Consider the following 24,993-nt stretch of genomic DNA (forward strand, 5'->3'; position numbering starts at 1 on the left):
CCGATTTTTCATCGTACCTCCATGTAGGATGAATTAGATTTTACTGCAGGCGTCCGAGCCTATAAGAGGTTCCACAGCGAGCAAACGTAGTTCGTGCTCAGGCAGGTAAGTAGCATTGGGCGCAGTGTAGAAAGGCATCGACAGAAGTGTAACGGTCGTTTTCATTGTTTTTTTGTATCGTGGTATAAAATTTGATAGGCAAACAGCATTCCGGATGCCAGGACCACCCTTCACGGAAGGGGCGATCATCTTTCTTTGCATAAGCTGGCGTCTGAGATTTACCCATTGGTTCTGGCGGCGCATACACGCAAAGACTCCGTATTATCGCCGCCTTGAACGATTCTACTCACACGATGGCCTACCGCCCACTCACCACCGGACCCTGACTCCGAGGTTGCCAATCACCCCGTTCAAATCATTGTCATCGACATCGCTGCTATAGTCGGCGCTGACGAATAACGCCACTTTTGGGGTGACGCGTGCCACCAGGCCCAGGCCCAGTTCAACGGTGGTGGAGTTACGTCCGCTGCTGATCTTGTCGACCTTGTCCAGGCTGACGGTGTCGGCGTTGGAGAAGTCGTGCCAGACGTTGGTACGCAGGAAGGGCTCGATGGGCATGCCGCGCACGTTGTAGCGCGCAGACAATTTGGCACCGACCCGGCCGGTCCAGTTTGGCTGTTGGTCGAAGGCTTGCCGGGTGTCGGTCTGGGTCTGGCTGCCCGGGAAGTACTGTTGGTTGATCAATTGCGCTTGCGGTTCAATCGTCCAGTTGGCGCCCAGGTTGATGGGGAAGCCACCTTCGACCGACAAGGTCAGCGCATGACCATCGCCATCCAGACGCTGGCCGTTCTCGCTGCGGCCGTTGACGTCGAAACGGGTGCCCATGGCCACCGCATCCACGTGCCAACCCTGATCGTGGGTCATGCTCCAGTACATACCCAGGCTTTCACCTTCGAGGCTGACGTTGGATTTCCTGTCGCCGACCTGGGGCTTGCGCATACCGTCGAAGCCACTGTGCAGACTGCTGTGACCAACGAAAAAACCGGCACGGTGAGTATTGCCGCCGCTACTTTCCCGAATGAACAGGTCCGGGCTGATCTGCAGGCTCTGGTTGTTCAGTTCCAGGCGCGAGGGCGCCGGTGCGCCGTTTCTGATGGGGGCCGGAAAGAACGGCGCCCACTGGCTGGCGATCGTGTCGGAGGCTGTCGGCGCGTTGCGCTCGGCCAGGCGCTCGGAGAACGCGCTGAGGGTGTTCAGGCCCAGGCCACTGGCACTGACGGGTGTCAGCGATAGTGCCGGCAAAGTCTGCGCCTGCGCTTGTACAAAGGTGCTGAAAGGGTCGTTATCCTCCAGGCCCAACGCATGGGTTTCCAACGGGGTTGCAAGAAGCAGCGACGTGGAAACCGCGTAGAAAACATACTCAAAGCCAGCAGGATTCAGAGTTTTTTTCATGGCGGATCTCCTCTGTTATTACAGCCAAGGATTCTGGCCTGATGTCACGGGCTGTAAGGCAAAACCAGAGGGCGACCCAAACCAGCAAGACCGGTCTCTCCCGCGCGCTGAAAAGCGCGAGCTAGAGGCCCGGAAAGGAGTCTTGCAATGCTGCATTACCTGTAGCTAAGGAGAGGAGCGGGCGGGCGTCAAGAATGTGTTGAATAACACTTGTCAAGCTATTGGATGGGGCAATTTGCTGAAAATAAACAACTATTTACAGTGGATAGTCGTGATGGCGATTTCAGCCAAAGTGGCTATGCCGAATCATTGCTAAAGCTGCACTTCAACCGCGAGCGGCAGATGATCGGACAGATGACTCCAGGGCTTGTTACCCAGGATCCGTGGCGCATGACTGTTGGCGTTGTGCAAGTAAATACGGTCCAGGCGTCAGTTCCCGTTGATCAACTGTCGTCTTCAGGTTGCAGCTCCAGCAGTACCAGCGAGCGTCCTTGCACCTGCAACGGGCTGTCGAAGCCATGCCGTTCACCCCTGCGCAACTGTGGTCGATCGGTGTCGATCAGGCAGTTCCAGTGTTGACCCTCAGGCACCTGTGGCAGGGTGAAGGCTTGCGTGTCGTGATGGGCGTTGACGATCAGTAACAAGGTGGCATCCGCCCCCGGGCGCTGGATACCGCTGACCTGGGCGCGACCATCCATCAACATGCCCAGGCAACGGCCCTGGCTGTCCTGCCATTGCTCGATACTCATCTCGCTGGCGTCTGGCGCTAGCCAGGTGACGTCCTTGACCCCGATCGCCTCATTGTAGTCGCCGACCAGAAAGCGTGAGCGGCGCAATACCGGGTAGGCCAGACGCAGTCTGGTCAGGCGTTTGACGAACTTGAGCAGCGCCGCGCCCTCGTCATCAAGCTGCCAGTTGACCCATCCGATTTCGCTGTCCTGGCAGTAGGCGTTGTTGTTGCCGTGCTGGGTGCGGCTGAACTCGTCGCCGGCGACGATCATCGGTGTGCCCTGGGCCAGCAGCAAAGTGGCAAAGAAATTGCGCATCTGGCGCAGGCGCAGGGCATTGATCTCGGGATCATCGGTGACCCCTTCGACACCGTGGTTCCAGGAAATATTGTGGTTGCTGCCATCTTCGTTGTTTTCGTCGTTGTCTTCGTTGTGCTTGTCGTTGTACGAGACCAGATCGCGCAGGGTGAAGCCATCGTGAGCGGTGACGAAATTGACCGAGGCATAGGGCCGCCGTCCGCGGCGGTTGAACAACTCGCCAGACGCGGTCATGCGTGCGGCGAAGTCGGCCAACTGGCCTTCATCGCCTTTCCAGAAGGCGCGCACAGTATCGCGAAAGCGGTCGTTCCACTCGGCCCAGCCAGGGGCGAAATTACCCACCTGATAGCCACCGGGGCCGCAGTCCCACGGTTCGGCGATCAGCTTGAGCTGGCTGAGCAGCGGGTCCTGGCGACAGGCCACAAGGAAGCTGTGACGCTCGTCGAAGCCTTCGTGGTAACGGCCAAGGATGGTTGCCAGGTCGAAGCGGAAACCGTCCACATGCATCTCGCCGGCCCAATAGCGCAGCGAGTCGGTGACCAGCTGCAGTACGCAGGGGTGGCTCAGGTCGAGGGTGTTGCCGGTCCCCGAATCGTTGATGTAGAAGCGCTTGTCGTCGGGTCGCAGGCGATAGTAGGAGACGTTGTCGATGCCGCGCATGGACAGGGTCGGGCCCAGTTCGTTGCCTTCGGCGGTGTGGTTGTAAACCACATCGAGAATGACCTCCAGGCCGACATTGTGCAGGTGCGCAACCATCTCCTTGAACTCGGCGATCTTGCCGTTGGCCAGGTAACGCGGATGGGGGGCGAAGTAGGCGATGCTGTTGTAGCCCCAGTAGTTGTTCAGGCCCTTTTGCAGCAAGTGCTGGTCGTTGACGAAGGCATGGATCGGCAACAGCTCGATGGATGAAACACCCAGCTGCTTTATGTGCTCGAGCAAATCGTCGCACATCAGTCCGGCAAAGGTGCCGCGGTTACTTTCCGGCACTGCCGGATGGCGCATGCTGATGCCGCGCACATGGGCTTCATAGAGGATGGTGCGGTCCCAGGGGACGCCGACACGTTGGTCGCGGCCCCAGGTGTAAGCCGGGTCGATGACCTTGCACTTGGGCACGAACGGAGCACTGTCGCGCTCATCGAAACTGAGGTCGCCATCGGGGTGGCCAATGGTGTAGCCGAACAGCGCTTCGGACCATTTCAGGCTGCCTACCAGTTGTTTGGCGTAAGGGTCGATCAGCAGCTTGTTGGGGTTGAAACGGTGGCCGTTCTGCGGCTCGTAGGGGCCATGTACGCGATAGCCGTAGATCTGCCCGGGGTGGGCGTCGGGCAGGTAACCGTGGAAAATTTCGTCGGTGTATTCCGGTAGTTCGATGCGTTCGAGTTCAACCTCGCCGCTGGCGTCGAACAGGCACAGCTCGACCTTTGTGGCATGGGCGGAGAACAGCGCGAAGTTGACCCCCAGGCCGTCCCAGGTGGCGCCCAGCGGGAAGGGCAGGCCTTCACGGATGCGTGAGGGTTCGGCGACAGGGGCGGGCTTTTTCATGGCGCTCCTTGATCGGACTGGTTAATCGCGGGGCAGGCCCGCTCCCACCGAGAGCTGGTGGGAGCGGGCTTGCCCCGCGAAAAGGATCATGCCACTGGTGGCTTCTTGGTCGCCCGCGGCTTTTTCAGCGCAGCCGGTTTGCCCGGCGGTGACGCTGGCGCTGCCGGTTTGGCTCCGGCCTTGCGCGGCGTTGCCTTGGGCGCTAGCGCTTCGGCTTCGGCAAGTTTGCGCGCCATTTCCCAATGGCGGGACTCCTGGCCTTCGGGTTTACCTTCCGATTCCCAGATCTGGTAGGCGAATTCGCGGACACGCTTTTCTTCGATACTCATCTCGACGCTCCTGAGGGTTTAGGCATGATCAATCAGCAGGTTGACCGGAAACTCCTTGAGGGCAGCGCTGAGTAACAGCGCCTTTGAGGCTGTGACTACGCTGCTGGCAAAAAGTCCCGAGCAATGGGCAGGTGACAAGGCAAACGGCAATAGCAGCCGGGTATCATCCCAGTTCTGTGCCGGGATCAACGGAACCGAGGTATCTGCAAGCAAGCCACAGGCCAGACGCGGCACAATCACGATCGCTCGTGCAGTATCACCAAGTCGGGCGAAGGCCAGTACCTGTCCGGCGTGCCTCCCGCGCACCTGCAGTGGCAGGTAGTGACCCTGGCTGAACAGTTCGGGGTACTGCTGGCGACGTTCCAGTACCTGGCTGATCAGCGCCTGTTTGATCCGGCCAGTGCGCCACTCCTGGAGCAGCTGCGCGGTGTTGGTGCTGTCGTCCAGCGCCTGGCGCCGGGCAACGAAGTCCACGGCACGACGATTATCCGGATCAACCAGGCTCAAATCCCAGAATTCATTACCCTGGTACAGGTCAGGCACACCTGGGACGGTCATGCGCAGCAGGCACTGAGCGAGGACGTTCAAGGCCCCGGCACAGGCGATGGACTGCGCTACCTGGGCCAGGGAGTGACGTAGTTGCTGGTTTTGCGGATCTTGCAGCAGGCCACGGATAAATGCCTGGCACGCCTGCTCGTAGGCTTCGTTCGGTGTGCTCCAGCTGCTGCGCAGTTTGGCTTCACGCAGGGCCTTGCGTTGCCATTGCTGCAGGCGTTCGCTATAGGCCTGCAGCGCCAATGGGTCGTCTTCGTTCAGGTCCAGTGGCCAACTACCCAACAAGCTCTGGTACAGCAGCCATTCATCTCCTGGGCTCGGCGCCATGCCATCGGCCAGCGAGCTGCGCAGCGGCGCGGCCAGTTCACGCCAGTGCTCGACCCGGCTGACGAACCAGCGGCTGCGTTCGCTCAACACCGCCAGGCGCGCACGGCTGTCTTCGCCGCGCTTGTGATCGTGGGTGGCGGTGCACAGCAGGTTGTGCGGGAATCGTTGCAGGCGTTGCTCGCAGGCCTGGTGAAAGGCTTCGGGCGGTGCGCTGAAACGCTCGGCATCAAAGCCCACGTCATTGCGCGAAAGCAGTAACGCCGAGCGGTAGAAGGCGGTGTCTTCGACGGCTTTGGCGGCTGTCGGTGCCGTCAGTTGTTGAAAGCGGATGCAGGCATGGCGCAGATGTTTGCGTGACGGGCCGGGTGGCAGGTTGCGCCAGGGTTGTCCGCCGAGCCAGCGCTGCAGGGCGTCGAGCACTGGCCAGTCGTCTTCGCTCAGGTTTTGCCGGGCCCCCGCCATGGCGTGAGCAAAGAACACTGCATCATCGGCGCTGCGACCACCAGCATGCAGGTAAGTGCGGTACACCGGGTAATGCTCGACCAGCGCTAGCAGTGCCCGGCGAATCGCACCCAGGGTCAGGTCGCGGCTCATCAGGTCGTCGCGCGCGACCTGCAACAAGGCCTGGGCAACCGATTCGAAATCCCCGGCCAGGCTGGTGGAGAGCACCTGCTGGCGGGCCAGACGTACTTCTTCGGCAAAGCTTTGGCGCTCACTGAGGGCGCTCCAGGCTTCGTTGAGGATGTCTTCGCCCTCCGGGTCGTGCTGTAACAGGCTGACCTGGTTCATGAATTCATAACCGGTGGTGCCGTCCACGCCCCAGTCACGGTGCAATTGCTCGTGAGCGCCGAGAATCTTCTCAACGTAGATCGGCAGGTGTTCCAGCGCTGAGCCCAGTGGGCGCTGAGCCAGCAGGGCATCGACGCGCCGGCGCAATTTGCGGCAATAACCACGTGGATCGGCCAGGCCGTCGATATGATCGATGCGCAGGCCATCGACCAGGCCTGTGCGGATCAGCTCGAAAATCTTCTGATGCGTGGCCTCGAACACCTCGCTACGCTCGACCCGCAGGCCGGCCAGCTCGTTGATGTCGAAAAAACGCCGCCAATTGATGTCATCGGCGGCGGTACGCCAACTGGCCAGGCGATAGGTCTGGTGTTCGAGCAGGCGGTGCAGGCGCTCGACGCCTGTCGCTGTGCGCCCGTCAAAGGCATCGAGCAGGCGGTCGATCGCAACCTGGGCGGCCAGCGCCAGCAGTTGCTGTTGCAACCGAATGGCCTTGTCGGCGGCCTGTGTATCGCCGTGCAAAGCGCCAAAGCGTCTGCCCAGGTCTTGCACTGCAGGGTTATCACTCAGACAGAGGATGTGTCCATAGTCGGCCGGGCAGACGGGAAAGCGGTGTTCATGGTGACGGATATGGAAGCTGCCTTCGCTGGCTTGATAGCACAACGGGATGTCTCCAGCCTGTAAGGCTGCGCCGTAGTCACTGGCGAGAAACGGCAGTAGCAACTGGCCTTCGAGCAAGGGATCGGTGGAGTGCCACTGGATATCGAAGAACGTGCTGTAGCGGCTGCGCTGGCCCCAGCTCAGCAGGTCTTGCCACCAGGGATTGTCACTGCCAACCGCCATGTGGTTGGAGACGATGTCGAGGATCAGGCCCATGCCATGCAGGCGCAACGCCGCTACCAGCCTGATCAGTGCCGCTTCGCCGCCAAGTGCCGGGTTGATGCGGGTCGGGTCAATCACGTCGTAGCCATGGCGCGAACCAGGACGCGCGCTGAGCAGCGGAGAGGCGTACAGGTGGCTGATGCCCAGCCGGGCGAAGTAGGGCACCAGCGGCAGCGCGTCATCGAGGGTGAAGCCGGCATGAAACTGCAGGCGCAAAGTGGCATTCAAGCTGTTCAACGGTCGCGCTCCCAGGCCTGCTCACGGGCTTGAGCCAGGAGCTCCAGGCGCCTCGCGGCATCGGCATCGTCCAGCAGTGCAGTGGCCGGGAGGGTAAAGCGCCGGCGCCAGTTGGGATGGGCGTCGATGGTGCCGGGCAGGTTGGGTTGTTCTTCGATGCCCAGCAGGTCTTCCAGCGGTATCAACACCAAGGGCGCGCGGGTATGTGCCAGGTAACGAACGCCGGCGTCGATCAGGCTATCAGTGTCGGATTGCACCGCGTAATTGTGCTCAAGGGTCTGTTGCAAACCCTGACGCTCCTGCTGTCGAATGTCACGCCACTGCCGTTCGCTGATCGCATCGATCAGCGTCAGGCGCTGGTTCCAGTCGATGTCACGCGCCTCCAGCCAACCGGCCAAGGGCGGCAGATCATGGGTGCTGGAGGTGGCCAGGGCATGATCGGGCCAGTCGAGGATGGGTTTGAAATGGCCGGGGCGCTCTTGCTCGAACTGCAATACACGCATGCCCAGAATAGCCCGCTGGGCGAGTTTTTCTCGCAGCCCTTCGGGCACGGTGCCGAGGTCTTCGCCCAGCACAATGGCTTGGTGGCGTACGGACTCCAGGCACAGTAGGCGCAACAGGTCGTCCAGCGGATAGTACAGGTAAGCGCCTTCGCTGGCGTGCGCACCTTGGGGGACCAGCCACAGGCGCTGCAGGCCCATGACATGGTCGATGCGCAAGCCGCCGGCATGGGCAAAATTGGCCCGCAGCATTTCAATGAAGGCGCGATAGCCATTGCGCCGCAAGCCCTCGGGTGAAAAGGCGCAGATGCCCCAGTTCTGCCCCGAGCGGTTGAGGGCATCGGCAGGGGCACCGACGTTGAGCCCGGCCAGCAGCTCATCCTGACGGCTCCAGGCCTGGCTGCCGGCACCGTCGGCACCGACCGCCAGGTCAGCGATCAGACCGATGCCCATGCCATAGCTGCGGGCGGCGTCCTGAGCACGTTGCAGGCTGCGTTCGATCAACCACTGGCAGAAGGCATGAAACTGGATCTGCTGCGCATGTTGCGCGGCAAAGGCGCTCACCTCCGGGTTGTGCGGGTCATGCCAGGCGTTGGGCCATTGTCGCCAGTCCGGGCTCAGCCCGCGAACCTGGGCTTGCTCCTGCAGTGCTTCAAAGCAGCAGTGTTGCTCCAGGGCAACGCCGGCCTGTTCACGGTAGCTATCGAAGTCGGCCCGTAGCGGGTGATCGCCGTCGATGAAGTCTTCAAACAGCAGGCGCAGCAGTTGGTAGCGTGCAGCCGCAGCTGCGGGCCAGTCGATCAAGGGTTGTTGTTCGAGTTGCTGGAGTTGCTCCTCCAGCCCCAGGGTCTCGATCGCCATACGCACGGCCTGTTCACCCAACAGGGCTGCGGGGCTAGCGTACAGGCTGTTGAGCCACAAGCGGCTGGACGGCGAATAGGGACTGTAGCGCTGGGTATCGCTGGCAAACATGGCGTGCAGCGGGCTGATGGCCAGGGCATCGGCACCCCGTTCGGCGGCGCTGCGGGCCAGTTGTTCCAGCGCCAGGCAGTCGCCGAAACCACCATCACCGGTACGGCGCAGGCTGTACAGTTGCGCGCTGATCCCCCAGCAGCGGGGTGTCGGGGTGTCCAGGGCATCCTGCAGGCTGAAGCAGCGTGTGGGAGCGACAGCGAGGGTAAACTGACGGTCGCCGATCTCTACCCGGTGGTAGCCGATCGGCAGTCCAGCGGGGAACGCACTGTGGGCGTCCAGTTGCAACTGTCGCTCTGTGCCGTCTTCCTGCTGCACCCGACACGTGCTGGCTGCGGGAAAGTAAGTCGACAGGTTCAGCGCCTGCTCCACATCGACGGTAAACAGCGGCGGCAAGTGCCGGGCATCATGGGCAACCTTGAGCGCGTGCAGGCTGGCGCTGATGCGTTGTGCATCGTCGGCCGGATGACCAAGCCCGGCCAGGACCCGGCGCAAGGCGGCGTCACTGACGCGTTGTGCACGGCCATTGGCGTCAATCCAGTCCACGGCGATGCCCGCCAGTTCGGCCAGTTGCTGCAAAAGTGCATCAGTCATGGACATGCTCCGGCGTATGAGGGGGTAGCAGGCTGACCAGGGTGGAGTAAGGGCCCAGTTGGTTGTGGTCCAGAGGCTCGCCTGTACAGTAGTAGAGGTGTGTCGAGGCTTCGGGCAGTCTGCAAGGTACAGCGGTCGTGCCAAGGTTCAGATCAATACGCAGTTCGCAGCTGTTGGCCAGGCGCCAGCGGGCGGTCAGCGCCTTGTCAGCTATCACCTTTGCGCCCAGGGCACGGCAGCCGGGCAATTGTGCGCTGATGTGGTGTTGGCGCAGGTGCAACAGCTGTTGGTAGAACGCTTGCCAGGGTGAGTGAGGATCGTCGGGTGCGTGTGGGCGCGAGTCAGTGTAGCTGGCCAGGGCGTTAGGGTCGGGGATTGCCGCCCTTTGCTCAGCGTCGGCGTAGGCCTTGAACCCGGCAAACTCGGCCCGCCGTCCTTCGCGCACGGCATCGGCCAGGGCATCGTGATGGTCGGTAAAGAACAGGAACGGCTGCTCGCTGCCCCATTCTTCCCCCATGAACAGCAGCGGGATCATCGGTGACAGCAACAGCAGGGTGGTGGCGGCGCGCAATGCCTGGGGTGGGCACAGTCGGGTCAGGCGCTCGCCCTTGGCACGGTTGCCGACCTGATCGTGGTTCTGCAAAAACAGGACGAAGGCGCTGGGCGGTAGGTGTACGCTGGGTTCGCCACGGGGACGGCCATTGCGGTCAACCTCACCCTGAAAGACGAAACCCTGGCTCAGGCACCTGGCCAGTATGTGCACGGTCGCCTGACTGTAGTCGGCATAGTAGGCGTCATCTTCCCCTGTCAGCAGCACATGCAAGGCGTTGTGGCCGTCATCGTTCCACTGTCCGTCGAACGCGCCTTCGAGCAGGCTGGCCTGGTTGTGTTCGTTCTCAAGCACCAGCCAGACCTGCCTACCGGGTGTCACGGTACGGCGCACGCGCTGACTGAAAAGCTGCAGAAAGTCTGGATCGTCGATGGCATGCACCGCATCCAGGCGCAGGCCGTCGAAGCGGTAATCGTGCAGCCACATCAGTGCGTTTTCGATAAAGAAGTCGCGCACCTGACGGCGGCGAAAGTCGATGGCGTTGCCCCAGGGGGTATGCTGGTCCGGACGAAAGAATGCGCTGGCATAGTGATTGAGGTAGTTGCCGTCCGGGCCGAAGTGGTTGTAGACCACATCCAGCAGCACCATCAGGCCATGGCCGTGGGCCTGGTCGATCAACTGGCACAGTTGCTCCGGCGTGCCGTAGCTGTGTTGCGGGGCGAAGGGCAGCACGCCGTCATAACCCCAGTTGCGATCACCTGGAAACTGGCCAAGGGGCATCAGTTCGATGGCGGTCACACCCAGCGCTACCAGTCGCGGTAACTGCTCGATTACCTGGGTGTACCCCCCCATGAGGCCAACGTGCAGTTCGTAGATCACTGCTTGATGCCAGGGGCGGCCTTGCCAATGACGGTGCTGCCAAGGGTAGGCGGCAGGATCGACGACCTGGCTGGGGCCGTGCACGCCCTGCGGTTGAAAACGCGATGCCGGGTCGGGCACCTGCAGTTCGCCGTCAATGCAATAGCGATAACGACTGCCGGCAGTCGCCGGCCATCGTCCACGGAACCAGCCGTCGGCGCCGCGTTGCAACGGCAGGCGCAGGTCCGGCTGCAGGCAGACCTCGACGCTGTGGGCATCGGGGGCCCACAGCGCGAAGCGCACGGTGGTGTTATCGAGCATCACGGCCCCGTGGGTCGCGAATTGATCTGACCTCAAGGGCATACCTGCCACCTCGTGCTCAGCGACCTGTCACCTGCGCCCGCTCGACCAGTTCCTCGTACAATCGCGCATAGGGTTCCACCGCCTGGCACCAGTTGAACGGCTGGGTCATGGCCAGGCAGCGCATGGCGCCCAGCAGGTCCTTTTTGCCGTACACATAGAAGGCCCGGCTGAGTGCTTCGCGGTAGCTGTCGACCGTGGACTCGTCGAACAGAAAGCCGGTGACACCGTTTTCAATGGTATCGGCCAGGCCGCCGGTGTTGCGCGCGACCGGCAGCGAGCCGAAGCGTTGCGCATACATCTGGCTCAGGCCACAGGGCTCATAGCGCGACGGCATCAGCAGAAAATCGCTGCCGGCGAACATGCGCCGGGCATCGGTTTCGTTGAAGCCGATACGCACGCCGATCTGGCCGGGGTGACGCTGGGCCAGTTCGCGCATGGCCTGTTCTTCTTCCGGTTCGCCACGACCGATAATCGCGATCTGGCCGCCCTGGCTGACAATGTAGTCGGCCACCCCCAGGGTCAGGTCCAGGCCTTTCTGGTAGACCAGGCGGGAGACCACGGCAAACAGTGGTCCGGTTGAGGGTTTGAGCTCAAACAGTTCGCGCACCTGACGGCTATTGACCGCCTTGCCGTCCCAGTCATTGAGGCTGAAGGGGTGAGCCAGGTGCGGGTCGCTGGCCGAGTCCCAGCTTTCATCAATGCCGTTGGGGATGCCGCTGAGCAGACCTTGTTGCGCCTTGCTGCCGAGAAACCCGTCGAGGCCGCAGCCGAAGGCCGGGGTGGTAATTTCCCGGGCGTAGGTGGCGCTGACCGTGGTGATATGGCTGGAGTAGGCAAGGCCGGCCTTGAGGAACGACAGCTTGCCGTAGAACTCCATGCCTTCCTGCTGCAGGGCATGGGCGGGAATCGCCAGTTCCGGGCAGCAGGCACGGCTGACCACGCCTTGATAAGCCAGGTTGTGAATGGTGAACAGGGTAGGGGTTTGCAGGCCGCGCCAGTGCATGTAAGCCGGGGCCAGCCCTGCGGGCCAGTCATGGGCATGGACCAGGTCGGGCTTCCAGTGAACCATGCCTTCACCGGCAGCGATCTCGGCGGCTGCCAGGCCCAGGCGGGCGAAGCGAATGTGATTGTCCGGCCAGTCACGGCCGTTGTTGGCACCATAGGGAGTGCCTTCACGCTGATACAGTTCCGGGCAGATCAGCACATAGATGACCAGGCCGTCGGCCAGGTCCATGCGCCCGATCTTGCACGGCGGCAATGCCGCATGACCGCCCAGTTCACCGACCAGGTGAATGGGGTTTTCGCTTTCCAGTACCTGCGGGTAACCGGGGATCAACACGCGTACATCATGCAGATGACGCATCGCTCGCGGCAGGGCGGCGGACACGTCGCCCAGGCCGCCGGTCTTGACCAGATCGGCGATTTCCGAAGTGACGAACAAGACTTTGCGCTTGTTCGGATGGTGCCGGGAATCGGCGCCGGGTGCCTTGGCTGTCGTATTGAAGTCCGTGGTCACAGACGCACGGTTGTCCGGGGTGAAATGCTCTACATGAGGTTCGACAGCGGCACTGATCATACTTCTCTCCGTCCCTATGTGGCGGGTGTGGTCACCCGTTGTTGTTTGTCTGCTCAGCGTCTCTCTGTGTGTGGAAGCAACCTTGCGATCCATGCCCTTAACCTTGCGCGCAAGCGCTACGCGATACGGCGATCCAGCCGACGGCGTGGTGAAGCGAAATGGGATGTTCGAGCCTCGCCTGGATGTCCAGAAACGTAGGTCTCATAACTTGCTGACCTACTGCGATTTCAGAAAATTCGACTTATTTCTGTCGTATTTTCCAGACAGTCTCGTGGCCGAATACTGAGTGTAGGAGAGATAGTGTGGAATATGTGACCCATTGGTCACTTTCCTTTCTGAAAGGGGAGCGCTGGGTATTTTTGCCGGACGATCTCGGCGCTTACGGGGAGGCACTTGGCGGATGGCGGTGGGGTGACAACGGACGTTGAGCAAACCGCGCAGGCACAGGCGCCTCGCCGTTCGCCAGCAAAGCGCGTTAGACAGCCTTGGGTTGGGCTCAGGCGGGTGTGGCTGGATTGCCGGCCTGGGCTTGCTGCAATTGCTGGCTCAATTGCTCTACTTGCTGCTGGAGGCGGTCACGTTCTTCGCGCAAGCGGCGCAATTCATCCCGGTGAACTGTGACGTAGAGGGTCTGGGGCGGCATTTTCGGTAGAAGGGGGGCCATTGCATACCTCGCGAAGGGCTGGTCGTTGTTACAAGCGTAGCCGCTCGATCGGGCGCGATTCTGAATTCTTTTTCTCATCATGGGAACTTTTTTGTCTCGCGCTGTCTTGCCGCTCGTCGATGAACCAGGCAGGCGCAGGCTGGACTAACCTTGAAGGCCTGAGCGGTCAGTTTTCATCAGCTATGGGAGCATCGGCACATGCAACTGGGAATCGTCGGTCTGGGCCGCATGGGCGGCAATATTGCGAGACGCTTGATGCGCGGCGGCCATAGTACGGTGGTGCATGACCGCGACCACAATGCTGTTAAAACACTGGAAAAAGAGGGCGCCAATGGCGCGCACGACCTTGGCGCGCTGGTGGCCAAACTGAAGAAACCGCGAGCGGTATGGGTGATGCTGCCAGCCGGCGAGCCGACCGAGCAGACCATCGCGAAACTGGCAGATATGCTCGACGCCGACGATGTGATCATCGATGGCGGCAACACCTTCTACAAGGACGACATCCGCCGCGCCGCTGACCTGGGCAAACGTCAGTTGCACTACATTGATGTCGGCACCTCGGGCGGTGTCTGGGGGCTGGAACGCGGTTATTGCATGATGATCGGTGGAGAGAAAGCAGTCGTCGACCGCCTTGATCCACTGTTCGCCAGCCTGGCCCCCGGCGTTGGCAGCATCCCCCGTACCCGTGGTCGCCAGGGCCCGGCCGGGCGTGCCGAGCAGGGCTACATCCATGCCGGCCCTGCAGGTGCTGGTCATTATGTGAAGATGATTCATAACGGCATCGAGTATGGCCTGATGCAGGCCTATGCCGAAGGCTTCGACATACTCCAAAGCAAGGGCAGCGAGGTATTGCCGGCCGAGCAGCGTTTTGATCTGGATGTCGCCGAGATCGCCGAGGTCTGGCGGCGTGGCAGCGTGGTCACCTCCTGGTTGCTGGACCTGAGCGCTGATGCGCTGGTGGCCGACCCGCAGCTCAGTGGCTACAGCGGCTCGGTGGCCGACAGTGGCGAAGGCCGCTGGACCATCGATGCCGCGGTGGAGCAGGCCGTTCCCGTACCGGTGTTGTCCAGCGCCTTGTTCGCACGCTTTCGCTCACGCCAGCAGCAGGGCACCTATGCAGACCGGATGCTCTCGGCCATGCGCTTTGGCTTTGGTGGCCACGTTGAGAACAAAGCCGAATGAGCAATACACCGATCGAAGCTGCGCCACCTTGCAACCTGTTTCTGTTCGGCGCCAATGGCGACCTGGTCAAGCGCCTGTTGATGCCGGCCCTTTACAACTTGAGCCGCGACGGGCTGCTGGATAAAGACCTGCGTATTGTCGGGGTGGACCACAATGCCGCCAGCGACGCCGAGTTCGCCGCACGCCTGCAAGCCTTCATGCGCGAGCGCGACAAAGCCAGTCAGGGCGCCAACTGCCTGGATGAAAAGCACTGGAGCCGCCTGGCCAAGCGCATCGGTTACCAGACCGGCGACTTCCTTGACGATGCCACCTATCAGGCCATTGCCCGGCGCATCGAGAAGAACCCCAGCGCCAACGCGGTGTTTTACCTTGCCACCTCGCCAGGCTTTTTCAGCGAGGTCGTGCAACGCCTGGGCGCGGCCGGGCTGCTTGATGAAAGCGAAGGCTTTCGTCGAGTGGTGGTGGAAAAGCCCTTCGGCTCGGACCTGGCCAGCGCCGAGGCGCTCAACGCCTGCCTGCTCAAGGTCATCAACGAAAAACAGATTTATCGTATCGATCACTACCTGGGCAAGGAGACGGTGCAGAACATTCTGGTCAGTCGCTTCTCCAACGGGATCTTCGAAGCGTTCTGGAACAACCATTACATCGATCACGTACAGATCACCGCTGCCGAGACCGTCGGTGTGGAAAGCCGCGGTGCCTTCTATGACAGCACCGGTGCCCTGCGCGACATGGTGCCCAACCATCTGTTCCAGTTGTTGGCCATGGTGGCGATGGAGCCACCGGCGGCGTTCGGTGCCGACGCGGTGCGCAGTGAAAAAGCCAAGGTCATCGGCGCTATTCGGCCCTGGTCAAAGACCATGGCCTTGAAGAACTCCGTGCGCGGTCAATACAGCGCAGGCAAGCAAGGGCGCAAGCAACTGCCTGGCTATCGCGAAGAGCCGCGGGTCGATCCGCAGAGCCAGACTGAAACCTATGTGGCGCTGAAGGTCATGATCGATAACTGGCGCTGGGTCGGTGTGCCGTTTTACCTGCGCACCGGCAAGCGCATGAGCGTGCGCGACACGGAAATCGCCATTTGCTTCAAACCGGCGCCGTATGCACAGTTTCGCGATACCGAGGTTGAGCGGTTGCAGCCCAACTACCTGCGTATCCAGATTCAGCCAAACGAAGGCATGTGGTTCGATTTGCAGGCCAAGCGGCCGGGGCCGGCGTTGGCGATGGAGAACATCGAACTGGGTTTTGCCTACAAGGACTTCTTCAAGATGCAGCCTTCAACAGGCTACGAAACCTTGATCTATGACTGCCTGACCGGGGACCAGACGCTGTTCCAGCGCGCCGACAACATCGAGAACGGCTGGCGTGCAGTGCAGCCGTTTCTCGATGCCTGGAAGGAGGGTGGAGAGGTTCAGCCCTATGCCGCCGGTGAGGATGGGCCGGCGGCGGCTGACGAGTTGCTGGCCCGGGACCGGCGGGTGTGGCATCCGATAGGGTGAGGCCGTCACAGCCAGTAAGTCACCGCCCACCAGCCCAGGCTGCCCATCACCACGGTGTAAGGCAAGGCCATCCACACCATCCGCCCGTACGACAGACGAATCAACGGTGCAATCGCTGAGGTCAGCAGAAACAGGAAAGCCGCCTGGCCATTGGGGGTCGCCACACTCGGCAGGTTGGTGCCGGTGTTGATTGCCACGGCCAGGGTCTCGAAGTGCTCGCGGCTCATATGACCATTGAGGAACGCCTGTTTGACCTCGGTGATGTAAATGGTGGCGACGAACACGTTGTCGCTGATGGCCGAGAGCAAGCCGTTGGCAATGAACAGCATGCCCGCTTGCTGATCAGTCGGCAGCGCCAGCACCCACTGGATCAGCGGGGTGAACAGTTGCTGGTCATGAATCACCGCGACCACCGCAAAGAACACCACCAGTAGCGCGGTGAACGGCATGGCATCCTGGAAGGCGCGGCCCAGGCGGTGCTCGTCGGTGATGCCAGTGAAGGCGGTGATCAGCACGATCACCAACAGACCGATCAGGCCCACCTCAGCAATGTGCAGGCCCAGGCCGATAATCAGGATCAGTGCGGCCAGACCTTGTACCAGGAGCGCAGCACGTTGTTGCGAGGTACGCTGGGCATCGTCTTCGGCGGCATAGGCGGCCAGCACCTGGCGCACGTTGTCCGGCAGCAGGGTGCCATAGCCAAACCAGCGCAGTTTCTCCAGCAACACACAGGTCACCAGGCCGGCGGCCAGCACTGGCAACGACACGGGGGCAACCTTGAGGAAGAAATCGCCGAAGTGCCAGCCCATCTCATGGCCAATCAGCAGGTTCTGAGGTTCGCCTACCAGGGTGCAGACGCCACCCAGCGCGGTGCCGACAGCGCCATGCATCAGCAGGCTGCGCAGGAAGGCGCGAAACTGTTGCAGGTCGTCGCGTAGCAGTTGGGCGATGTCGTGGTCACTGTCCAGGTTCGACTCTTCCCGAGGGTTTGCCCCTGAGGCGACCCGGTGGTACACCGAGTAGAAACCCACCGCTGCGCTGATGATCACTGCGGTAACGGTCAGGGCATCGAGAAACGCCGAGAGAAAGGCTGAGAGAAAGCAGAACAGCAAGGCCAGCAACGCCTTGGAACGCACGCCGAGGAGAATCCGCGAGAAGGCGAATAACAGCAGATCCTTCATGAAATAGATGCCGGCGACCATGAACATCAGCAGCAGGAGCACCGGGAAATTGTGCAGCAGCTCGTCATACAGCGCCTGCGGCGTGGTCATGCCCAGCGCCAGAGCTTCGGCCACCAGCAAGCCGCCTGGCATCAAGGGGTAGCACTTGAGCGCCATGCCCAAGGTAAAGATGAACTCAATCACCAGTACCCAACCGGTGACCACCGGCCCGAGGGTGACCAGCAGCAGCGGGTTGAGCAGCAGGAACAGGCACAGGGTGGCCTTGTACCAGCGGGGCGACTGCCCGAGGAAGTTATGGGCCAGGGCGCCGGCCAGGGAGCGGGGCATGAAAATGTATCCTAATAATTCAACAGGAGCGCAAGGTGCCGGATACAGGCCTTCATATCAAGAGGTAAAAGTCCCGGTTTTGGCACAAGTGCGGCCTTTGGGCACGCTTGTGCCTTGATATAGTCCGGCAATTATCCTCGCCACCTTCAAGGAAAGCGCCGTGACTGAGTACCAGGCATTCAAGGTCGAACTCAACGACAACATCGCCCATGTGCAGATCAACCGCCCGGAAAAGTACAACGCGATGAACGCGCCTTTCTGGAGCGAAATCGTCGAGATCTTCAAATGGATCGATGACACCGACGCGGTACGCGCGGTGGTCATCAGCGGCGCGGGCAAACACTTCTCCGCCGGCATCGACCTGATGCTGCTGGCTTCGGTGGCCAACGAACTGGGCAAGGATGTCGGCCGCAATGCGCGCCTGCTGCGGCGCACCATCCTGCGCATGCAAGCCTCCTTCAATGCCGTGGACAAGTGCCGCAAGCCGGTACTGGCGGCGATCCAGGGCTACTGCATCGGCGGCGCCATTGATCTGGTCTCGGCCTGCGACATGCGCTACTGCAGCAAAGATGCACAGTTCTCGATCAAGGAAATCGACATGGGCATGGCGGCCGACGTCGGCACCTTGCAGCGCCTGCCACGCATCATCGGCGATGGTGTCATGCGCGAACTGGCCTACACCGGGCGCAATGTCGAAGCTGATGAGGCGCAGCGCATCGGCCTGGTCAACCGGGTCTACGACGACCATCAGGCATTGCTCGAAGGAGTCTTTGCCATTGCCGCCGAAATTGCGGGAAAATCCCCCATTGCCGTGGCCGGTACCAAAGAAATGCTCAGCTATATGCGCGATCACCGTATCGACGATGGCCTGGAGTACATTGCCACCTGGAACGCCGCCATGTTGCAATCCACCGATCTGCGGGTGGCCGTTGCCGCCCACATGAGCAAACAGAAACCCGAGTTCGCCGACTGATTGCAGCGGCGGGCCCGCGCAAGGAACCGGAACATGGCTGTGCGTTGGACCACCGCGGTACTGGACACAAACCTCGCAGGCGGCTGGGCGGTCGCACGCTGCAATGAGGGCTTCCTGGTTGACGGCAATGGTGCGCTGTTCCCGCGCGACTGGCTCAAGCGTCAGGAGCTGGACGTGTTGTTCGAGCACGGTATCGGCCATTTCGATGGTCAGCCGGTGTACCTGCTCGAACTGCGCCAGCCGCAAGCGCTGGCCGGTTGCAGTTGGCGCGGGTTGCGCCAGTTCATGCTTGAAGGTGACTTCGATACCTACAAGATTCTCGGCTATGCGGCGCAGATCGCCACCTGGGCCCGTGAGCACCGGTTTTGTGGCAGTTGCGGCCAGGCCATGAGCCAGATCCACCTGGAACGGGCGATGTACTGCCAGCCCTGTGACCTGCGCAGCTACCCGCGTATCTCGCCGAGCATGATTGTGCTCATCACCCGTGGTGACGAAATTCTTCTGGCCCGCTCACCGCGCTTTGTCACCGGGGTCTACAGCACCCTGGCCGGTTTTGCCGAGCCTGGCGAATCGGCCGAGGACTGCCTGGTGCGCGAGGTGCGCGAAGAGGTGGCGATCGAGGTGCAGAACATCCAGTACGTCGGTAGCCAGTGCTGGCCGTTCCCGCATTCGATGATGCTCGGTTTTCATGCCGAATACGCCGCAGGTGAGATTGTCATGCAGGCGGACGAGATCGAGGATGCGCAGTGGTTCCGGGTCGATGCGCTGCCGCCGTTGCCGGCGGGGCGCTCGATTGCCCGGTACCTGATCGATCTCTACGTGGCGCGGCGCTTAGGCCTGGCCGAACCAGTGCTGCCACGCTAGGCGCACGGTCAAGGCCAGCACCACGGTGATGAACACCGGGCGGATGAACTTGCTGCCGCCACTGATGGCGGTACGCGCGCCGAAAAAGGCCCCGACCATCAGTGCCGAGCCCATGGACAAGCCGACCAGCCAGTCGACCTGACCGGAAAAGATGAACACTGACAAGGCCGCAGCGTTGCTGACGAAATTCATGCTGCGCGCCACGCCACTGGCCTTGACCAGGTCGATGGGGTAGAGCAACAGGGTGCTGACGGTCCAGAACGCACCGGTACCAGGCCCGGCCACACCGTCATAGAAGCCCAGGGTCAGGCCCTGGGGCAGCTGCCATTTCTTCTTCACCGGCACATCGGCATCCAGCGGTGCCTTGGGCGTGCCGCCGAACAGCAGGTAGACCCCGCAGAGGAAGACGATCACCGGCAGCATCTTGTTCAGCCACTCAGCTGGCAGGTAGTGCGCGACCACCGCGCCGATCAGGGCGCCGACAAAGGTGCCACCCAGTGCATGGCGCCACTGGTGCGGGTGGAACAGTTTGCGTCGGTAGTAGGTGAATCCGGCAGTGGCCGAGCCGAAGGTTGAGCTGAGTTTGTTGGTGCCCAGTACCAGGTGTGGCGGCATACCGGCGGTCAGCAGGGCGGGGGTGGTCAACAAGCCACCGCCACCGGCGATGGCGTCGATGAATCCGGCAACAAAGGCAACGGCGGCGAGAATGGCGAGGGTGGTCAGATCTACGCTAAGTTCGAAAGGCATGGCATGGACTTAATCGATTGGGCGCAGAAGGGGCCGCGCCCGAGGGCCGATATGGTAATGGAGATCAAGGCCGTCTGTCAGGGCATGCTGCGCTCAACCGTGGGCGCATGCGTCGCTTTCAGGTTCTTGTCACAATCTGCGACAACGGGCCGCACCCCGAAAATAAAGGGATACAGACGTACGGGGCGATAGACGCTGGAACCTTGGCGGACCCCCATGACAAAATGTCGCGCTTTCACGACAGGCCTCGTGCGCGAGGCGCAACACCTTCCCCAAAGGATGGTTACATGACTGATTTACTGACCCGGCGCCAGGTCATGGCCGGGATCAGCCTGCTGAGCCTCGGTGTTCTGGCAGGTTGCGACCCCCGCTCCGGTGGTGCGCTCGATTTCAAATACGGCAAGGACATGAGCAACAAGATCCTCGGCCGCTCCTTCAAACTCAAGGACACCCAAGGCAATCCACGCACGCTGTCCAGCTTCTGGGGCTCGATGCCGATGGTGTTCTTCGGCTTTACCCAGTGCCCGGCGGTGTGTCCGACCACCCTGGCGCGCGCGGCACAGATCAAGAAACTGATGGGCCGCGATGGTGGTTTCCTGCAGGTGGTGTTCATCAGTCTCGACCCTGAGCGCGACACCCCCGAGGTGCTCGATGCCTACGTCAAGGCCTTCGATCCTTCGTTCGTGGCGCTGTCCGGCACCCTCGAAGAGACAGCCGCGGCCGCCAAGGAATTCGGTGTGTTCTACGAGAAGGTGCCAAGTGGCGACACCTACACCATCTCGCACACCTCAACCAGTTATGTCTTCGATTCCCGTGGCCAGTTGCGCCTGGGACTGTCCCATTCACTGACCGCCAAAGAGTGCACCGAAGATCTGCTCACGGTCATGGAGGTATGTTAATGCGTTACCCAGCCCAACCGTTCAAACGCACCCTGGCCGCTCTGGTCCTGCTTTGCCTGGCGTTGCCGGCCATGGCCGATACCAGCGTCAGCGACGCCTGGGTTCGCGCTACTGTGCCGCACCAGCAGTCGACCGGGGCCTTCATGACCCTCACCGCCAGCAGCGACAGCAAGCTGGTGGATGTGCAGTCGCCGGTAGCCGAAATCGTCCAGGTACACCAGATGACCATGGACAACGATGTCATGGGCATGAAGCAGGTGCATAGCGTCGATTTGCCCGCCGGCAAGGCGGTCAGCCTCGACCCCAACGGTTATCACGTGATGTTGATGAAGCTCAAGCAGCAGGTCAAGGAGGGCGAGCAGGTGCCCCTGACCCTGGTGATTGAAGACGCCAAGGGCCATAAGCAGACCCTCGAGGTCAAGGCGCCAGTACGTGCCCTGAACGCCGAAGCCATGCACGGTCACGAGCACATGCATTGATCGCGTGTTGACAGGCATATCAAAGTCAGGCTGCGGTCAAGGACAGGCAGCCTGTCGTGTACCCGCGTGAGCGTGGAACACGTGGCAGCACAGCCATGAAGCCTGGTTGAGCTTATGTCAGATCGGGTGACATTGGTGAATGTCTCACCAATCCGTTCGGACTTGCAGGCACTGCTCAGCGAAAGCGTGGCAGGGGGCGATCGACCTTCAGCGATGTCAGGGTTTTCTTGACCAGTGCTTCGTCGGCTTCCACCGCCTTGAGGCTGGCACGGATGCGGCCGGCGACCGGTACGTCGCCCTGACGATCGATCCAGTCGGCAATTTCCTTGCAGGCCGAGGTCAGCGTGGCTTGCCGGTGATCGATCAGGGTCAGTAGCGTGGTGATGTCTTTTTCGGACATGGTGCAATCCTCCTTTCAGCGAATTCAGTGTAGCAGCGCCGGTGAAATCTGCTCTCTTGCGCCTGGCCAATATGCAGCGGCGCGGTTGTGACTGGCCGGCGTCTGCAATCGATCTGGAGTAACACCCCTACCGATGAATACCCCCGTGGATGCGCGAGCCGGCAGCTGGCTCAGTGTGATTGCCCTGGCCCTGGCGGCCTTTATCTTCAACACCACCGAGTTCGTGCCGGTGGCCTTGCTCAGTGACATTGGCAGCAGTTTCGAAATGTCCACGGCCCAGGTTGGCCTGATGCTGACGATCTATGCCTGGGTGGTGGCCCTGGCGTCATTGCCGATGATGCTGCTGACGCGCAATGTCGAGCGGCGCAAGCTGCTGATCATTGTCTTTGTGCTGTTTATCGTCAGCCATTTACTGTCCTGGATGGCGCAGAGTTTCGCCATGCTGTTGTTCAGCCGGATCGGGATTGCCTTGGCGCATGCGGTGTTCTGGGCGATTACTGCCTCCCTGGCGGTGCGGGTGGCGCCGCCAGGGCAGCAGGCCAAAGCGCTGGGGCTGTTGGCGACCGGCACGACGCTGGCGATGGTGATGGGCATTCCGTTGGGGCGGGTAGTGGGCGAAGCGCTGGGTTGGCGTATCACGTTTCTGGCGATTGCCGGGGTGGCGTTGGCGACCTTGATCTGTCTGGTCAAGTCGCTGCCGCTGTTGCCCAGTCAGAATTCTGGATCGTTGCGCAGTGTGCCGGTGTTGTTCAAGCGCCCGGCGCTGGTGACGGTGTATGTGCTGGTAGCGTTGGTGATTGCCGCGCAGTTTACCGCTTACAGTTATATCGAGCCGTTTGCCTTGAATGTCGCGCAGATTGGTGGCGAGCTGACGACGGTGCTGCTGTTGTTGTTTGGTGGGGCCGGGGTGTTCGGATCGGTATTGTTCAGTCGTTACAGTGAGCGTTTCCCCAATGGCTTTCTGCTGGCTGCCATTACGATACTGGCGGCCTCTCTGTTGTTGCTGCTGCCGCTGTCGGGTGACTTTGTCTGGCTCGGTTCCCTGAGTGTGTTCTGGGGGATTTCGATCATGTGTTTCAGCCTGGCGCTGCAGTCGAAGGTGTTGATCCTGGCATCCGATGCAACGGATGTGGCGATGGCGATGTTCTCCGGGATTTACAACATTGGCATCGGGGCGGGGGCGTTGATTGGTAGCCTGGTCAGTGTGCACATGGGGCTGGGCAATATCGGGCTGGTCGGGGGATCGCTGGCGTTGGCGGGGTTGGTGTTGTGTGGGGCGACCACCTACCGGTTTGCCCGTGGGAGCGGGCTTGCCCCGCGATGAGCCCCCCGGATTTGCAGGCATTTCCATGTGGATCAAGATCAAGGGCACAATTCGCTGCGCTCTTGCTTTTTGTTGGTGGTGTTAGCTCGGGCGTAGGCCGCGTTCTTCGAAATAGTCTTCAAGCACCTGCGCATCCGCAATGCTGTGGGCCAAGGCGATGTAACCGTCCGGTCGTATGAGGTAGACGGCATCGCGCATCAGGCCCGCAGCTTCATGGGCTTCGCTCCAGTTGAAGACGTCCACCGGTATGCCGTGACCTGCACACCACTGCACCAGGCTGGCGCTCACGGCGCCGTAAACCTGCACTTGCCAGCAGATCCGATTGAGGCAGTTAAAGTTGTCGCGCCCGTCTTCCGCCACCCAGGGCAGGCGATCGCCTCCCTGGATATGGCCAGCATTGCCGGTGCTCAGGGGCATGTAGCGGTAGTTGAGGGCGACCTGTGAGATGGTGCGAAAGAGAAATTCACGCGCCGATTTGAACGCCACCAGTCGAGCGATCAGCCGCGGTGCCAGGCGGGTGCGCAGCAGGGCCGCCACGCGGCCATCGGCGGTGATGAAGTTGAACACCTGGTCGGTAGTGGACACCAGCCGCTGGGCAAAGGCGCCACGTTCGATTTCGTAGGTGTCGAGTAAACTGGCCTGGGCTTTGCCGCGCAGGACGCTGGCCAGTTTCCAGGCCAGGTTGATGGCGTCACCAATGCCGGTGTTCATGCCCTGGCCACCGGCCGGGCTGTGGACATGGGCGGCGTCACCCAGCAGGAACGCCCGCTTGCGGCTGAAGTGTAGCGCTACTCGATGGTGCACGCGGTAGGCGGAAAACCAGTTGACTTGCTGTACCTGGACGTTGAGATGGTCCATGGCCCGCTGGCTGACGTCTTCGAAACGCAACTGCTCAGGGTGTTCGGCACGTTCATCGCGTACGGTGCCGATCAGCCGCGCTCGGCCGCTGCCAGCCAGGGGGAAGACGGCGAGGAAGTCGGCTTCGTCGAGGTCTACATGCAGTTCGCCGTTGAGGGCAGGGCCTGAGGCCTGGACATCGGCGACATAGAACACCTGCTGGTAGGTGCCGCCGGGAAATTCGATACCCAGGGCCTTGCGCACGGTGGAGCGGGCGCCGTCGCAACCGGCCAGGTAGCTCGCTTCGCAGCGCTCTTCCAGGCCGTCGCCATGGCGCAATTGGGCACTGAAACCATGGGCGTCCTGGTTGAATCGCAGCAGCTCGGTCTCGCGCTCTACCTCGATGCCAAAGCCCCGCAGGCGCTCGATCAGCAACTGCTCATGTTCATCCTGGGGGAAGATGTGCAGGAACGGGTAGGGTGTAACGAACGCGCCGATGACGCTGAAGGGCAGGCGCGCTGCGACCTGGCCTGTTACCCAGAGGTTGGCCGCCGGCACCCGGTGGCCGCGTTCGAGGATGGCTGCGGTCAGGTCCAGCTGGCGGTACAGCTCCAGGGTTCGCGCCTGTACCGCCAGGGCCCGCGAGGTGGTACCGGGGCCGGCGGTCCTGTCGATGATGCGCACCTTGATGCCCAGTTTGCTCAGCCACAAGGCCAGTACCAGCCCGGTAGGGCCGGCGCCAACGATCAAAACCTCACAGCGCTTCATCGCACGCGCTCCTCAGCGTTGGGCGAACGCCAGGGCGGAACAAGTGGGCTCCACCGATCAGAAAAGCATAGTACTAACCGCTGTCTGCTGAAGCACAATATTCTAAAATAAGGTAATAAAAAGGCTTTTTAATACCGTGAGCAAGTGTGCAAGTTGTGTTTCAGGTGGCAGGTGAACGGTGCTTGCCTAACGTGGAAAGTGATCTAGGATCCAAGGATGGCGGTGTGGTAATTTTGGTCGGTGGTTAGTGTAAAGCCAGTGTTACAGGGCATTGGCAAAATCT

General features: G+C 61.4%; 18 protein-coding genes and 2 pseudogenes. 7 read left to right on the forward strand and 13 right to left on the reverse strand.

What is annotated here, in order from left to right; all coding sequences use genetic code 11:
* Positions 1-369 precede the first annotated feature (369 nt).
* From C6382_RS07410 to C6382_RS24135, 9 genes and pseudogenes are all read right to left on the reverse strand, one after another.
* A complete protein-coding gene (locus C6382_RS07410) occupies positions 370-1,452 on the reverse strand; it encodes an autotransporter outer membrane beta-barrel domain-containing protein (RefSeq protein WP_107023865.1) in 1,083 nt (360 codons plus the stop codon).
* Positions 1,453-1,764: 312 nt separating this feature from the next.
* A pseudogene (locus C6382_RS23865) lies at positions 1,765-1,878 on the reverse strand (EEP domain-containing protein); the annotation flags it as partial.
* 17 nt (positions 1,879-1,895) lie between these two features.
* Entirely contained in the window at positions 1,896-4,040 is a 2,145-nt protein-coding gene (gene glgX / locus C6382_RS07415; RefSeq protein ID WP_107023866.1) for a glycogen debranching protein GlgX, read from the reverse strand.
* Positions 4,041-4,126: 86 nt separating this feature from the next.
* On the reverse strand, positions 4,127-4,369 hold the full coding sequence (locus C6382_RS07420; RefSeq protein WP_107023867.1) for a DUF2934 domain-containing protein: 243 nt from the start codon (positions 4,367-4,369) through the stop codon (positions 4,127-4,129).
* Between the two features lie 18 nt (positions 4,370-4,387).
* Positions 4,388-7,156 (reverse strand): malto-oligosyltrehalose synthase, encoded by a 2,769-nt coding sequence (locus C6382_RS07425; protein WP_107023868.1) that lies wholly within the window; start codon positions 7,154-7,156, stop codon positions 4,388-4,390.
* The gene (gene malQ / locus C6382_RS07430) at positions 7,153-9,222 is read right to left on the reverse strand and encodes a 4-alpha-glucanotransferase (RefSeq protein WP_107023869.1); all 2,070 of its coding nucleotides are present in this window, start codon (positions 9,220-9,222) and stop codon (positions 7,153-7,155) included. The genes C6382_RS07425 and malQ overlap by 4 nt, the downstream gene beginning before the upstream one ends.
* Complete coding sequence (treZ, locus tag C6382_RS07435; protein WP_305888083.1) at positions 9,215-10,993, reverse strand: malto-oligosyltrehalose trehalohydrolase; 1,779 nt, start codon at positions 10,991-10,993, stop codon at positions 9,215-9,217. The genes malQ and treZ overlap by 8 nt, the downstream gene beginning before the upstream one ends.
* A gap of 16 nt (positions 10,994-11,009) precedes the next feature.
* On the reverse strand, positions 11,010-12,569 hold the full coding sequence (gene glgA / locus C6382_RS07440) for a glycogen synthase GlgA (RefSeq protein ID WP_107023871.1): 1,560 nt from the start codon (positions 12,567-12,569) through the stop codon (positions 11,010-11,012).
* A 496-nt stretch (positions 12,570-13,065) separates the two neighbouring features.
* Entirely contained in the window at positions 13,066-13,233 is a 168-nt protein-coding gene (locus C6382_RS24135; protein WP_178082754.1) for a DUF6026 family protein, read from the reverse strand.
* A 195-nt stretch (positions 13,234-13,428) separates the two neighbouring features.
* On the opposite strand from C6382_RS24135, the pseudogene gnd reads away from it, so the two are divergent.
* Positions 13,429-14,415: pseudogene (gnd, locus tag C6382_RS07450) on the forward strand (phosphogluconate dehydrogenase (NAD(+)-dependent, decarboxylating)); the annotation flags it as partial.
* The gene (gene zwf / locus C6382_RS07455) at positions 14,412-15,911 is read left to right on the forward strand and encodes a glucose-6-phosphate dehydrogenase (protein WP_107023874.1); all 1,500 of its coding nucleotides are present in this window, start codon (positions 14,412-14,414) and stop codon (positions 15,909-15,911) included. The pseudogene gnd and the gene zwf, both read left to right, overlap by 4 nt.
* A 5-nt stretch (positions 15,912-15,916) precedes the next feature.
* Here the strand turns inward: zwf and nhaB are convergent, their stop codons facing one another.
* Positions 15,917-17,419, reverse strand: coding sequence for a sodium/proton antiporter NhaB (gene nhaB, locus C6382_RS07460; RefSeq protein WP_107023875.1), 1,503 nt, complete (start codon positions 17,417-17,419; stop codon positions 15,917-15,919).
* Between the two features lie 160 nt (positions 17,420-17,579).
* On the opposite strand from nhaB, the gene C6382_RS07465 reads away from it, so the two are divergent.
* Both C6382_RS07465 and nudC read left to right on the forward strand, forming a co-directional pair.
* Positions 17,580-18,392 carry a crotonase/enoyl-CoA hydratase family protein gene (locus tag C6382_RS07465; protein ID WP_107023876.1) on the forward strand — a complete coding sequence of 271 codons (813 nt, stop codon included), beginning with the start codon at positions 17,580-17,582 and terminating at the stop codon, positions 18,390-18,392.
* Between the two features lie 33 nt (positions 18,393-18,425).
* Entirely contained in the window at positions 18,426-19,256 is an 831-nt protein-coding gene (gene nudC, locus C6382_RS07470) for an NAD(+) diphosphatase (protein ID WP_107023877.1), read from the forward strand.
* On the opposite strand, the gene C6382_RS07475 is transcribed toward nudC, so the two are convergent.
* Complete coding sequence (locus C6382_RS07475; RefSeq protein ID WP_107023878.1) at positions 19,224-20,003, reverse strand: TSUP family transporter; 780 nt, start codon at positions 20,001-20,003, stop codon at positions 19,224-19,226. The genes nudC and C6382_RS07475 overlap by 33 nt on opposite strands.
* 287 nt (positions 20,004-20,290) lie before the next feature.
* On the opposite strand from C6382_RS07475, the gene C6382_RS07485 reads away from it, so the two are divergent.
* Complete coding sequence (locus C6382_RS07485) at positions 20,291-20,902, forward strand: SCO family protein (protein ID WP_107023880.1); 612 nt, start codon at positions 20,291-20,293, stop codon at positions 20,900-20,902.
* Positions 20,902-21,381 carry a copper chaperone PCu(A)C gene (locus tag C6382_RS07490; protein ID WP_107023881.1) on the forward strand — a complete coding sequence of 160 codons (480 nt, stop codon included), beginning with the start codon at positions 20,902-20,904 and terminating at the stop codon, positions 21,379-21,381. The genes C6382_RS07485 and C6382_RS07490 overlap by 1 nt, the downstream gene beginning before the upstream one ends.
* Positions 21,382-21,556: 175 nt before the next feature.
* On the opposite strand, the gene C6382_RS07495 is transcribed toward C6382_RS07490, so the two are convergent.
* Positions 21,557-21,781 (reverse strand): hypothetical protein, encoded by a 225-nt coding sequence (locus C6382_RS07495; RefSeq protein ID WP_107023882.1) that lies wholly within the window; start codon positions 21,779-21,781, stop codon positions 21,557-21,559.
* Between the two features lie 133 nt (positions 21,782-21,914).
* On the opposite strand from C6382_RS07495, the gene C6382_RS07500 reads away from it, so the two are divergent.
* Positions 21,915-23,105, forward strand: a complete 1,191-nt coding sequence (locus C6382_RS07500; RefSeq protein WP_107023883.1) for a sugar transporter — start codon at positions 21,915-21,917, stop codon at positions 23,103-23,105.
* Between the two features lie 81 nt (positions 23,106-23,186).
* Here the strand turns inward: C6382_RS07500 and C6382_RS07505 are convergent, their stop codons facing one another.
* Positions 23,187-24,710, reverse strand: coding sequence for an FAD-dependent monooxygenase (locus C6382_RS07505; protein WP_107023884.1), 1,524 nt, complete (start codon positions 24,708-24,710; stop codon positions 23,187-23,189).
* Between the last annotated feature and the right edge of the window lie 283 nt (positions 24,711-24,993).

Origin of the sequence: Pseudomonas sp. BBP2017 (genome assembly GCF_003024385.1) — a bacterium.
GTDB lineage: Bacteria > Pseudomonadota > Gammaproteobacteria > Pseudomonadales > Pseudomonadaceae > Aquipseudomonas.